11 protein-coding genes and 1 pseudogene are annotated in these 13,201 nt (G+C 45.5%); 6 read left to right on the forward strand and 6 right to left on the reverse strand.

The features are described 5' to 3' along the window. Both G614_RS31675 and G614_RS0102970 read left to right on the forward strand, forming a co-directional pair. Positions 1-261 (forward strand): annotated as a pseudogene (locus G614_RS31675) (maturase); the annotation flags it as partial. Positions 262-409: 148 nt separating this feature from the next. Beyond that, complete coding sequence (locus tag G614_RS0102970) at positions 410-1,036, forward strand: ECF transporter S component (protein WP_027640730.1); 627 nt, start codon at positions 410-412, stop codon at positions 1,034-1,036. 107 nt (positions 1,037-1,143) lie between these two features. Here G614_RS0102970 and G614_RS0102975 read toward each other — a convergent pair whose 3' ends face one another. After that, complete coding sequence (locus G614_RS0102975) at positions 1,144-1,953, reverse strand: MBL fold metallo-hydrolase (protein WP_027640731.1); 810 nt, start codon at positions 1,951-1,953, stop codon at positions 1,144-1,146. Positions 1,954-2,076: 123 nt separating this feature from the next. On the opposite strand from G614_RS0102975, the gene G614_RS0102980 reads away from it, so the two are divergent. The 4 genes from G614_RS0102980 (at position 2,077) to G614_RS0103000 (ending at position 6,386) form a co-directional block, all read left to right on the forward strand. Next, on the forward strand, positions 2,077-4,017 hold the full coding sequence (locus G614_RS0102980; protein WP_207637837.1) for a fructose-1,6-bisphosphatase: 1,941 nt from the start codon (positions 2,077-2,079) through the stop codon (positions 4,015-4,017). After that, entirely contained in the window at positions 4,017-4,520 is a 504-nt protein-coding gene (locus G614_RS0102985; protein WP_027640733.1) for an HAAS signaling domain-containing protein, read from the forward strand. Before G614_RS0102980 ends, G614_RS0102985 begins: the two co-directional genes overlap by 1 nt. Positions 4,521-4,684: 164 nt before the next feature. Then, positions 4,685-5,425: a C40 family peptidase gene (locus G614_RS0102995; protein WP_027640734.1), complete on the forward strand. Its 741-nt coding sequence runs from the start codon at positions 4,685-4,687 to the stop codon at positions 5,423-5,425. 238 nt (positions 5,426-5,663) lie between these two features. Next, a complete protein-coding gene (locus G614_RS0103000; RefSeq protein WP_022200254.1) occupies positions 5,664-6,386 on the forward strand; it encodes an NlpC/P60 family protein in 723 nt (240 codons plus the stop codon). Positions 6,387-6,801: 415 nt separating this feature from the next. On the opposite strand, the gene G614_RS0103005 is transcribed toward G614_RS0103000, so the two are convergent. The 5 genes from G614_RS0103005 to G614_RS0103025 form a co-directional block, all read right to left on the reverse strand. Then, the gene (locus tag G614_RS0103005) at positions 6,802-7,707 is read right to left on the reverse strand and encodes an AraC family transcriptional regulator (protein WP_027640735.1); all 906 of its coding nucleotides are present in this window, start codon (positions 7,705-7,707) and stop codon (positions 6,802-6,804) included. Positions 7,708-7,735: 28 nt separating this feature from the next. Next, a complete protein-coding gene (locus tag G614_RS0103010; protein WP_027640736.1) occupies positions 7,736-9,958 on the reverse strand; it encodes an alpha-galactosidase in 2,223 nt (740 codons plus the stop codon). A gap of 65 nt (positions 9,959-10,023) precedes the next feature. Beyond that, entirely contained in the window at positions 10,024-10,863 is an 840-nt protein-coding gene (locus tag G614_RS0103015) for a carbohydrate ABC transporter permease (RefSeq protein WP_044917373.1), read from the reverse strand. A 10-nt stretch (positions 10,864-10,873) separates the two neighbouring features. Beyond that, the gene (locus G614_RS0103020) at positions 10,874-11,773 is read right to left on the reverse strand and encodes a carbohydrate ABC transporter permease (protein ID WP_027640738.1); all 900 of its coding nucleotides are present in this window, start codon (positions 11,771-11,773) and stop codon (positions 10,874-10,876) included. Between the two features lie 64 nt (positions 11,774-11,837). Then, the gene (locus G614_RS0103025) at positions 11,838-13,133 is read right to left on the reverse strand and encodes an ABC transporter substrate-binding protein (protein WP_027640739.1); all 1,296 of its coding nucleotides are present in this window, start codon (positions 13,131-13,133) and stop codon (positions 11,838-11,840) included. Positions 13,134-13,201: the final 68 nt, after the last annotated feature.

A 13,201-nucleotide genomic window follows, 5' to 3' on the forward strand; every position in this document is an offset into this window, starting at 1 on the left:
ATGGAACAGACGGATGAGTGGCTGCGCCACAGAATCCGAGCGGTGTACTGGAAACAATGGAAGAAGGTACGCACAAGATATAAAATGTTGCGGGCGTTACATTTACCAGAGTGGAAGGTGCATGAGATGGCGAACTGCCGAAAGGGAGTGTGGAGAGCGGCGGGAATGCTCAACTCGGCACTCACCAAAAGAATCATAGTGGACAGACTTGGTTATCCCGATATGACTGCCCACTATCTGAAAGTCCGAGTAAACTATTGAACCGCGTAGTACCGAACGGTACGCTACGTGGTGTGGAAGGGGAGGTTAAAATCTCCCCTATCCGATTGCACGCATTCCGAAGGACATGTATTGCACGTGAGCGGCCAAAATACGGCTGCTAAGTGTTCATAACTAGGAGGATAGGAAAATGAAACAGAATCATTTACTCAGTGTAAGGAATGTAACCGTCATGGCCATGTTTGGCGCTCTGGCGGCAGTGCTCATGATTTTTGAGGTGCCTCTTCCGTTTATCGCGCCGTCGTTTTATGGCATGGACATCAGCGAGGTGCCGGTGCTGGTGGGAACCTTTGCCCTGGGTCCTGTGGCAGGCGTTGTCATGGAGCTGGTGAAAATCCTGGTGAAGCTGATACTGAAGCCCACCAGTACGGGATTTGTGGGTGAGTTTGCCAATTTCTGCTTTGGGTGCTCCCTTTTGCTTCCGGCCGGTATCATCTACAGGCTTAAGAAGACAAAAAAAGGGGCTGTCATGGGAATGGCGGCAGGAACCGTAATTATGACAATCGTGGCAGTGATACTCAATGCAGTTGTCATGCTTCCTTTCTATTCCCATTTCATGCCCCTTGACACCATCATTGCAGCAGGCGCAGCCATCAATCCTGCCATCAGCAACGTATGGACATTCGTAATCCTGGCTGTGGGGCCCTTCAATATACTGAAAGGAGTTATCGTAAGCCTGCTCACCGCCCTGGTCTATAAGAGGGGCAGCGTCATCATCCATTCGGATTCAGGAAGACGGGCGGTTAAGGCTTCTTAAGGATAGGCGGCAGGATGGGCCTGCCGGTAAAGACCAGCGCCCTGTATTTTGCTCAGATGGTATTTTGAATAATTTGCCTGCCTTGCAATCCCGTGTACGTTCCTTGGTTACAGTGGGATGATTTCCCCGTCATCCGGCACCAGCAGGTTGCCGTGATAGTATTCCCTGCCCTCGGCCGTATAAAGGGATTTGCGCTCCGCCAGGTGTTTGTCCTCCGTATGCCATAGTACAAGGTTGGGGATGGAGAGTTCCTCCGCCAGCTCGCAGGCCTCCTTTACCGTGCTGTGGTGCTTTTCGTAGGGTTCGAAAATCTCACGGTCGCGGTACAGGCAGAAGGCCTCGTGAAGCAGCCAGTCACTGCCTTCCACGTAGGGGCGGCACTCCGCGTTATACGGCTCGTCGCCTGCGCAGGTGAACCGGCGGCCATTTTTCAGGGTGGTGGTAAATCCGAACTGCTTGGCCTTGGTGGACATGATGTCAAAGAAGGTGACGTCATAATCCAGGATATGGACTGTCTCGCCGTCCTCCACCGGCACCAGGAAAATGCGGCTTCCAATCATCTTATAGAACTTGCCCTGAATGGTCAGACGGCAGATGGTGGAGATGGTATCCACCAGCCCCTGGTGGCAGTAAATCTGCAGCTTGCCTTCATACTTTCCCTTTTTCATGGCGGCAGCCACCATGCGCACCATCCACACAATGCCCATGATGTGGTCCGTGTGCTCATGGGTGACGAAAATGTTGTGGATATGGCACAGGTCCACATTCATATCCTCCAGGATGCGCAGGATGCCGTTTCCTCCTCCTGCATCCACCATGAAATATTCATCCCCGCCCTTTATGGCAAAGCAGGTGTTATAGCAGCGTGTGGCCTGGGCGTTTCCTGTTCCAAATACGTATAATTCCTCCATTGGCATCTCTTCTCCTTAGAAAAAATTTAGATAATCTTAAACCTTTGTTCAGTTGGAAAAACTTTTCATTTCATTAAGAATATGTTACTATAACTTTAAATAAAATGCAATTGGGATTGGGGGAACATGATGGTGAGGGATTTGGCATATCTTAAGCTCCTGGCAAAAGAATACCCCACAGTTAAGGAAGCTACCAGCGAAATTGTCAATCTGACAGCAATTTGCAGCCTTCCGAAGGGAACAGAATATTTTTTCAGCGATTTGCACGGGGAATATGAGGCATTCATACACCTGCTGCGGTCTTCATCCGGTATCACCAGGGAGAAAATCAAGGAGACCTTCGGCCACCTGATTCCGGAGGAGGAGCAGGTACAGCTGGCTAACCTGATTTATTATCCGGAGCGGAACCTGGCCCGTATGATGAAGCAGGGGCACTACACCGAGGATTGGCAGAAAATCACCATCTACCGCCTGGTACAGAGCTGCAAGGAGGTGTCCTCCAAGTACACCCGCTCCAAGGTCCGCAAGAAGATGCCGCGGGAATTTGCCTACATCATTGACGAGCTGCTTCACGTGGACTACAACGACGATAACAAGAAACTGTACTATAACGAAATCATACATTCCATTATTGAGAATGATACGGCGGACAAGTTCATCATTTCCCTGTGCCATCTGATTCAGAACCTGACCATTGACAACCTGCATATCATAGGGGACATCTATGACAGAGGCCCCAGGGCGGACATCATTATGAATGAGCTCATGTGCTTCCACGATGTGGACATACAGTGGGGGAATCATGACATCTCTTGGATGGGAGCGGCCACAGGGAATCTGGCCTGTATCTGCAATGTGCTGCGCATTGCCATCAGCTACAACAGCTTCGATGTGCTGGAGGACGGTTATGGCATCAACTTAAGGCCCCTCTCCATGTTTGCGGCCAAGGTGTACCAGGACGACCCCTGCACACGGTTCATGCCCAGGATTCTGGACGAGAACATTTACGATGCGGTGGACCCTGGCCTGGCGGCCAAGATGCACAAGGCCATTGCCGTGATTCAGTTCAAGGTGGAGGGCGCCATGATTAAGCGCCATCCGGAGTATGAGATGGACAACAGGGTCCTGCTGTCCAATGTTGATTTTGATAAGGGAACCGTGGTTATAGATGGGAAGACATTTCCCATGATGGATATGAATTTTCCCACCGTGAACCCCAAGAATCCTCTGGAGCTGAGCCGCGGGGAGAAGGAGCTGCTGCGCACCCTGCAGGCGTCCTTTAAACATGGGGAACTGCTGCATAAGCATATAAGGTTCCTGTACTCCCATGGGGCTATTTATAAATGTTATAATTCCAACCTCCTTTACCATGGCTGTATTCCCATGAAAAAGGACGGTACTTTCGATACTATCACCATGAACGGGGTATCCTATGGAGGGAAGGAGCTGATGGACTTCTTTAACCAGCAGGTGCAGAATGCCTATTTCATGCCCGAGGGGACGCCCGGAAAGGAGACGGCCATGGATATGATGTGGTATCTGTGGTGCGGGGCAAAATCCCCTGTGTTCGGCAAGGATAAGATGACTACCTTTGAACATTATTTCGTGGAGGACAAATCCACCTATAAGGAAGTGATGAACCCCTACTACCAGCTGAGCCTGAAGGAAGAATTCTGCAACCGCCTGCTGGAGGAATTCGGGCTTCCCGTTGAGGGCTCCCACATCATCAACGGCCATGTGCCGGTTAAGCTTAAGGATGGGGAGAAGCCCATGAAGGCGGGCGGTAAGCTGTTCATCATTGACGGTGGTCTGTCCAAGGCCTACCAGAGCACCACGGGCATTGCGGGGTATACCCTGATTTATAATTCCCATCACCTGGCCCTGGCGGAGCACAGGCCCTTTGACCCAAAGAAGGAGAGCACGCCCAGGGTATCCGTGGTGGAAAAGGTAAAGAGCAGGGTGATGGTGGCTGATACGGATAAAGGAAAAGAATTAAAAGGACAGATAGCAGATTTGAAGGAGCTGGTAGCTGCTTACAGAGAGGGAACGATTAAGGAAAGGGTTGAGTAATGAGCAGGACAGAATTTTTGCAGGGACTAAAAAGTGAGCTGGAAGGACGGGTACCCTATTCCGTCATACAGGAGAATTTGCGGTATTATGACTCCTATATTATGGAGGAGGCTGCCAAGGGCCAGACAGAGGATGAGGTCATAGAGAGTCTGGGCGGCCCAAGAATCATTGCCAGGACCATAGTGGATGCTGCCCTTGACACCGAGGACAGGCCGGATGGGTTTGATTCCTTTGAATCAGAGTCCGCCTACCGGACAGGGGCAGCAGGAAGCAGCCAGGAAGAACGGGAACCGTTCAGGGGAAGAAAACCGGAGGTCCATTATGTGGACTTCAGCAAGTGGTATGTCAGACTCATTGCCGGGCTGGTAGTATTCCTGGTCATATTCCTGGTGATGACCGTGTTCTTTGGCATCATGGGACTAGCTGGCTGGATTCTGTCCTATATATGGCCGGTGCTGCTGGTTATGCTGGCCGTGTGGATGTTCAGGGGACCCAGAAGATAATCAGGAGCTGACATTACGCTGATATGGCAGAAGCATATGGCAGGGTGCATATGGCAGGAGCTGTTAAAAAACAGCTCCTTTTTCTTGACAAAAATGTGAATAAATAATATACTGATTTCAATAAACGTAATATTTGCGTAATATTTACATTATCAGGAAAATAGATAAAAGTTAGGAGAATCAGCGTGAACATAAGGGGATTAAGGAAAGGAATCATAAAGGCATCAGGGCTTATGTGCCTGTGTGTAGGACTGTGGGGGATGAGACCCATGGACAGCCAGGCAGCTGTAAAGCAGGCAGAGGTCCAGACTCGGTCCTCCTATGTAGTGAAGATAGAGGCGCCCTCCGTGGACGTACACAGAAGTGCCAGCCAAGATTCGGCCAGACAGGGCCAGGTCATGAGGGGCCAGACCTATGAAGTGCTGGGAAGAACGGAACAGGGCTGGGTCAAGATACGCACCGGCGGAAGAGAAGGATACATTAAGACCTCCGGTAATGCCACAGTGGTGGAAAAAGCCCATGAAACCGTGGATGAAGACGCCAAGATGCGCCGTCAGGTAGTGGAGTATGCCCTTCAGTTCGTGGGAGGACGCTACCAGTACGGCGGAGTGGATCCAAATAAGGGAGTGGATTGCTCCGGCTTCACCAGATACGTGCTGGGCAAGGCTGCTTCCATCAATCTGCCCCATTCATCCACCGGACAGTCCTCTTACGGAAAGGCCGTGACAGAGGACCAGATGCAGCCGGGTGACCTGCTGTTTTATGCCGGGGGCGGCGGTATCAACCATGTAGCCCTGTACATAGGCAATGGGGAAGTGGTACATGCATCCACAGAGAAAACGGGAATCAAGACCTCCCCGTATGATTACAGAAAACCAGTTAAGATTGTAAGCCTGCTGTCCTGAGACAGCGGGCTTTTTTGCGGTATGGGCCGGCAGAGGAGCCATTTGAGGGCGGGATTTCATTTTTAATTCAAATTACTACATAAAATGTTAAAATACTTAAGGAAATATTAAATATGTCTAAAATTGTTGACGTAGGACAAAATTGTGATATAATGCATTTGTAATGAATGTAACAATTATGTAATAAATAAATCTCCGGCTACATTTAGTATAAAACCATGATGGGAGAGTTTCTTCAATGAGAAAAATGTTAGGCAGCCTTTTAAAGGCAGGAGCTGTATGCGGGATGCTGATGGTCATGAATCCATTTACTTCCCTGGCTGCAATCGGTCCTGGATTCACAGCAGGTACATACGTTGCCACTATTACAGCGGAGAGCGTCAACATTAACAAAAGCCAGGACAGTGAAGAAGTACTGATGACAGCCAAGACAGGGAATGTATATGAAGTTCTGGAGGATATGGGAAACGGATGGATGAAGGTTCGGGTCAATGACTCCGAAGGATTTTTGCCTGTATCCGGTAATGCTACCGTGGAGCAGGTAGGAGAAAATGAGATGGCAGAGGTACAGCAGGATGCCGTTGAGTCTTCAGATACATATAAGCGCCAGCAGGTGGTGAATTACGCCATGCAGTTTGTAGGCGGAAGATACAAGTACGGCGGCAGCGACCCGCGTACAGGGACGGACTGTTCCGGATTTACCAGATACGTGCTGCAGAATTCAGCAGGCATATCCATGAACCGCTCTTCCGGCGGACAAGCCCAGCAGGGAATTGCCATCAGCGCTGACCAGATGCGGCCCGGAGATTTGATTTTTTACGGAAGCGGAAGAAGTATCAACCACGTAGCCATGTATATTGGCAACGGACAGATTGTTCATGCTTCAACAGAGAGGACAGGCATTACAGTGTCCAACTGGGATTACAGGAATCCGGTGAAGATAGTGAATGTGCTAGGATAGGATTTTCAATATAAATAAGCAGGGCCTGCCGGAGTAATCCGGCGGGCCCTTGTGCTGTCCGGCGGGTCTGGATTAAAGGACATAAAAAGGGACCGTTTACCCGCGTTTTGCGGCTGAGGTCAAGGAGAATTAAAAGGAAGTAACAGCAAAGAGAAGTCTCCGGATAGGGGAGCTATCCGGGGACTTCTCAAGGGGAGTATAAATAATTAATAAGGATGAGGTCATGGTTTAAGGGAAACCATTTTACCTCATATTATTTATAATATATTTTATGGAAAAAAGCAACCTTTTTCATCAGCAACGGTAAATTAATTTGATATGACGAATGTCCACTCCATCCAGACAGACCGCTCCTGCAGACACTTCATAAAATCTCGGTATCAGACTGCACAGAGTTGTATCCACTAACATACCGCTAAAAATTCTTGTGCTCCTCTTTTTTTGTTTTAACTACCAAACAGTTTTTTTCATCCTTGTACGTGCTCGGACTCATTCCAAAATGCTGCTTGAATACTTTGGAAAACGCAAGCTGATCCGTATAGCCTACCGCATTTGCTACTGCGCTGATGGATATATCTTGTTTTTTTAAAAGCACCTTTGCTTTTTCCATTCGCAGATTCACCAGGAATTCCTGTGGGGAACATCCAAACGTCTTCTTGAAGCTACTTGCAAGGTAACTTCTGTTTACACCAATATAATCTGCCAGTTCATTGATTTTTAGGCGTTCATTATAGTGATAGGTGATATACTCCATCGCATGTTGTGCATACAGCGCACCAGAATAATGATGAACCGTATTGGCTCCCCTTGCCGTTTGCTGATAATCACCGATCAATTCTGCGAGAACAAGTCGAAGGAAAGCATTTCGCCTTAATTCATTGGCATAGGTCAATTGGTGGGCTTCCAGCATCTGACTGATGTACGTCCACACCTTCTCTACACAGTTAATCTTACGAACCGGATTTTTCAGGCTAAAACCTGCACTACTGACATATTCCTCCGCATTAATTCCGATAAATCCGACCCACATATAACACCATGGTTCTTCCCAATCCGCTTCATACCACGCTTCCACTCCGGGAGGCAAGAAGAATGCATCGCCAGCTTTCAATTGGTATACCTTTTTATTGATTTCCAGGGTACCCTTTCCTTTCTGAATCACGTGCAATACACTGGACGCTCTTTGATTCGGACCGAACCTGTGGGCTGGGTTACAAGATTCCCACCCGCAGTACGTCAGGCACAGTTCAAGTGAACCTTCCTGCATATCCCCGAGACATTTATATGTTGCTGAATTCGTAAATTCTATTGTATGATTCAATGCATCTTCTCCTTTACACAAACAGAAGTTATTTTTCAGCCTCCTTGAGTACATAAATCAACGACGCGAAATCTCCTCCTTTTTTATTTAAACGCTCTCTGTCCAAAGGTATTCCGACATACATGAGTTCATCACCATACGCCTGATATATGGTTTCTTCACATTGTACATCATAGAGTCTTTCTTTGTCCAACCCTTGAAGCTTTAAACGCAGCCAAGACGCATTTACTTTATTCAACTTTTGATAAAATCCGGCAATCGCTTGTTTTTTGTCCTGTGAAACTACCATCCATGCTGTATCATTTCCCTCAAACGGGCTGCGTAATCTGTAGAAATCGCCATCCATTTGAATCAATTCTCTGTTCTCCTTCATGAATTCAATCTGTTCTTTGACCATCTCCATCTCTCTATCACTTAACAAATTGAGATCCAATTCATACCCGAATGTGCCAAAATATGCAACATTTGCTCTTGTTGAAAGCGGAGTAACTCTGTAAAGCTGATGATTCGGCACTGCGGATACATGGGTCCCCATACTTACAATTGGATATACATAGGAAGTTCCATACTGAATTTTTGTTCTTTCATTGCCATCTGTGTCATCACTTGTCCATGTCTGTGGAGCAAAGTACAACATCGCCGGGTCAAATCTTGCACCTCCACTTGCGCAGGATTCAAAGAGAATTTCCGGAAATTCTGTTGTAAGCCTTGTATATAAATCATACACTCCAAGGATATATTTATGCATGACTTCCCCTTGCGAAGAAGCATCCAATCCTCTGCTATACGGTTCTGTCATATACCGATTCATATCCCATTTGATGTAAGAGATTGAAGACTCCCGGATGATTTTGGAAACCATCGCGTAAATGTAATCCACTACTTCCTTTCTGGAGAAATCTAATACATGCTGATGTCTGGAATGCGATTCAAACCGCTCCGGAACCCCTATGATCCAATCAGGATGTGCCCGATACAAGTCACTGTCTTTATTTACCATCTCAAGCTCTACCCAAAGACCAAATTTTAACCCCATTTCTTCCACTTTGTGAGAGAGTCCTGAGATACCATCCGGCAGTTTTTCCAGATTCACATACCAGTCACCTAACCCTCTGTAATCATCATTTCGGGTACCAAACCATCCATCATCCAAAACAAAAAGCTCTACCCCTGCTTCTTTTGCCTTTGCCGCAATATTTAGTATTTTCTCTTCATTGAAATCAAAATAGGTAGCTTCCCAGTTATTTAGAAGAATCGGTCGCGCCTGATCTCTCCACATCCCTCGCATCAACCGTTTCCGGTACAATTTGTGATACGTCTGGCTCATCTTGTTTAATCCCTGACTGCTGTAGACCATAACAACTTCCGGTGTCTGAAACTCTTCCCCTGCGCTCAATTCCCAGTGGAATCCTTCTGGATGAATTCCCATCATAACTCTGGTTATATCAAAAGTTGAAACCTCTATTTGCGCCAGAAAATTTCCACTGTAAACAAGACTGAATCCATATACATCTCCCTGATCTTCTGTTGTGTGAGGCCGCTTCAGCGCAAGGAACGGATTGTGCTCTGCACTACTACATGTCCCGGTCAGACTCTGTACCGCCTGAATTCCCATTTCCAACTTCCTGTTTTTCACATAACGCTCTCTGGCCCAAGCGCCGGAAAGATGCACCATTTCATAGTCCATATCCGGAAATTCTACACTTGCACTCATCGCACGTTCCAGTACGATTTTCTGATTTCCTTTCTGAACAATCCTGCTATTTCTTGTAAGAACGGGCATCTCTGCAAATACTGTATAAGAAAGCACCAGATCGGTATCCATAAGAGAATCATGAAGCAGAATCTCTAATGTCTGTGCTTCCTCGTCGTTTTCAGTATAAACAGCCGGTAACGGTGTAAGGTTTTTTTTGCCACCATAGATTTCATGTGACCGATAGGTGAAATTTACAATTCTGCTTCCATTTTCTTGTCTTACCGACAATGCGGGACTTCTGTAATCCCCTGTCCCATATACCGGATATTCCTGCTTTGTGTAATGCATAGACAGCGTTCCCGGTTCCGGTATGCAAATCGACATATGCGAACGTATACATTCTTCGTGAAGATAAGTAAAATCTTCTTTATCCCGAACCGCCTTTCCATAGTACAGGTTCTCCAGTTGACCATTCTCCATAATATGGATAATATAACTCACTTCTTTGTTGAAAATGTGAAATGTTTTTGTTTTTTCATGATACTTTATCGCCATAATTCTCTCCTTGTTTAAAAAAAGGCTGACGTAATCACTGTTACGCCAGCCAAAAATGTCTACGGTTATAATTTACCACCGCTGGTAGCAATTCCTTCAATAAATTGTTTCTGGAAAATCACATAAATGATAATCATCGGTACACATGCAATCAAAGACGCTGCCATCAGTTCCGGGAACTTCGCTACATACTGTCCCTGCATCTTTGCCAGTGCAGAGGAAAGAACTAACATGTCTTTGTCTGTGTTAACAATCATCGGCCACATCAGGTCTTTGAATGCAAAAACTGCTGTAAAAATTCCAAGTGCCACCATGCCAGATCTCGTCAGCGGTGCCATGATATAAAGAAAGGTTTGACCGATGTTACATCCATCCAGTCTTGACGCTTCTTCCAGATCATTTGGCAACCCCATATATCCCTGACGCAAAAGGAACGTTCCAAATGCTGTTACCATACCTGGGAATACCAATGCAAAAATGGTATTCAGCATCCCCATTTTACTAATCATCAGATACTGCGGAATAATGAAAATTTGCACTGGAACCATCATCTGAAACAATACCAATGAGAAACAAAAGTTCCTTCCTTTAAAGTGAAGCCTTGCAAATGCATACCCTGCCATCGTTGCCGTCAAAACCGCACATAAAACACGGAAGAGGATTAACAGAAATGTGTTTTTATACAGCATCAGGAAGTTCATATTATTCAAAACTGCTGTGAACGCCTCTGTTCTCCATAACTTTGGAAAAATTACAAAAGGATTAATTGCGGTGGCTTCTGTGACCGATTTAAAAGATGTCAGTATCATCCATAAAAAGGGGACCATCATCGTAATCGATATAAGAACCAATACAATGTGTATTACAATTGTAGATATTTTTCTTTTTGTTTCCATACTAGCCATTCTGCCCCCCCTAATTATAGAATACCCATTTTTTCTGTCCAATCATCTGGAATACGGTAAGAATCATCGTAAGAACAAGAAGGAGAACAACAATCGTTGCGCCATATCCCATATTCTTATTAATGAATGCGTATTTATAGAATAAATATACCAGTGACTGTGTCTTTTCAAGTGCCGGATTCGTCTTATCTATTACCATGTAAATCAAGTCGAATACCTGAAGGGAACTAATTACGCGGGTTACCAGCACAAAGAAAATTGTCGGGGACAATAAAGGAATTGTGATGTAAAAAAAGCTTTTCACTCCTGTTGCCCCGTCAATTTCTGCCGCCTCATAATAATCATGGGGAATCTCCTGCAGCCCGGAAAGAAATAGTACCATGTTGTATCCAAGTATTGACCAGACACCAATCACTGCAATCGAAAATACCGCGATCCTCGGATCAGAAATCCATTTTACATGAATATGGAACAGATTATTAATCAATCCAAAATCTGAGTTGAATAACCATCGCCATACCATAGCCACTGCTGCCGGAGCCGCAACCATCGGAAGGAATATGATGGTTCTATATACAGAACGTCCTCTCATCTTTCTGTTCAGAAGAACTGCCAGAACCAGTGCGATAGCAATGGAAAACGGAACTTCCACAATCGCATATTTTAATGTATTAATCAGAGCCTGCCATACTTCTTTATCTCCGAATACCTTCACATAATTATCCAATCCAACAAAAATATTTCCTCTTCCAAAGTCCCCTGTTTTGAAGAAACTTTGGTAAATTGTCTGAAAAATAGGAATGAGATTCAAAATAATCAACCCTACCATCGTTGGCAAAATAAACAGCCAGCCCCATAGAAATTCACTGCGCTCTCTGCTTGTTCCCATAAGTTTTCTCTTTTTATCCATGCAAACCACTACTTCCTTTAATACAGGCAGATTCAAAAGAATCTGCCTGACAAATTGAAACGTTTTAATGTGCTTCTTCCTCTAGCTTATTGTTCATCTGATCTGCCATCTCTTTGCACACATCTGCCATACTCTTTTGGCCTGTGTAAACACTCTTTAACAACTCACTGTCCTCATTCTCCCAAGTTACGGTAGATCTTGAATATGGCCTGATTTCCATATCATCCATCATGTTCAAATAAGCCTGTAAATTGAAGTCTGCTGAATTTTTCCATGCGTCAGATGTTCCCTTGTATGCGGACATCGTAACACCAAGTTCTGCCTGTTTTTCCTGTGCCTCTTTGGAACCCAAATATTCAATTAACTTCCATGCATTTTCCGTATTTTTGCCGTTGGCTGATGCAGCCCATCCAAGCCCATTGTATACGGAAGCTCTTCTTCCTGTTGTTGCATTTTTCGGAAGTTCTACAACATCACAGTTCTCAGCCGTGTACTCATTAGACTTATAGGCTGGAAGCATCCAGGAACCCTGGCATACCATCGCAACTTTACCCGACTGGAACAAAACATCCTCACTGTTTTCAGACATCGTCTCCAGAGAAGGCATCACACCATCCTGAATCCAACCTTCTAATGTTTCCATTGCTTCAATTGTCTTCGGATCATCCCAGCCTGATTTTGTCCTGTCATCATTAATGATATACCCGCCGTTATCGAAAACCATATTGTAATAACCAGCCTGATTGGTGTCATTTCTCATTGCAAGCCCATACTGACTTCCATCTTCTTTTGTCAGCTTCTTTGCCGCTTCTGTCACATCGTCCCATGTCCAGTCTGCAGTAGGATATGCAAGCCCTGCTTCATCAAACATCGTCTTATTGTACCACAGAGCGATTGTATCCACGTCCTTTGGCACTGCGTAATATTTATCTTTATATGTGTACAATCCCCAAATATCCTCTGGATAATTTTCAGGATCAATGGTATCACTTTCCGCAATTTTATCTGTTAAGTCTAGAAGCATACCGTTAGACATGTATCTTTCACTTTCGTTCGAGTGCATCCAAAATACATCTGGAAGAGAGCCGCCCTGTGCACCTGCTTCCAGCATGGTCCAATACTCGTCCCATTTTACCACAGTAAGCTTTGTTTTAATTCCTGTCTCTTCTGTGAAATCTGCGAGAATCTCTTTGATTCCAGGCTCCTGATAAGAATCCCAGATAGAAACAGAGAGTTCTCCACTGTTTGATTTTTCCTTGTTGTCATCTGTACTTTCACTGTTTCGGTTTCCTCCGCATGCTGCCAGTGAAAGTGCCATAGCCCCTGCCAACACCATAGCCAACGCCTTCTTGAATTTCATATTTTTCCTCCCTTATTTTTTTGTCATATTACTTGATTTAGCATCTGTTTCATATGTTGTTTTTTATT

The organism is [Clostridium] clostridioforme AGR2157, from assembly GCF_000424325.1.
Classification (GTDB): Bacteria; Bacillota; Clostridia; order Lachnospirales; family Lachnospiraceae; genus Enterocloster; species Enterocloster clostridioformis_A.